Consider the following 283-nt stretch of genomic DNA (forward strand, 5'->3'; position numbering starts at 1 on the left):
TTCCATCACTGGTTACCGTCAGGGAGCAACCTCACAATTGCGTTGTGTGGATGTAGCAGCATTATTTGCGAGTGCATTTAAATATGTAAATCCAAATATTCGCTTGATGGCTTTTGATACAGAAGTACGTCAGTTATCCAATTTAAGCAAAGTGCAAGAATATTTGAAAAGAAAAAATCTGATGAAACAGCCAAATTTAGAAATTGATATTTTTGCTCTGGCAAAAAAATTTGCCAATATGTGTGGTGGGGGAACGGATTGTTCTAAGCCATTAGCACTATTG

At 36.7% G+C, this 283-nt stretch carries 1 pseudogene; it reads left to right on the forward strand.

The window, feature by feature from the left end:
- Nucleotides 1-283 (forward strand): annotated as a pseudogene (locus tag ACG9ZB_RS17200) (RNA-binding protein); the annotation flags it as partial.

It is taken from the genome of Acinetobacter johnsonii (assembly GCF_048551975.1).
Classification (GTDB): Bacteria; Pseudomonadota; Gammaproteobacteria; order Pseudomonadales; family Moraxellaceae; genus Acinetobacter; species Acinetobacter johnsonii_A.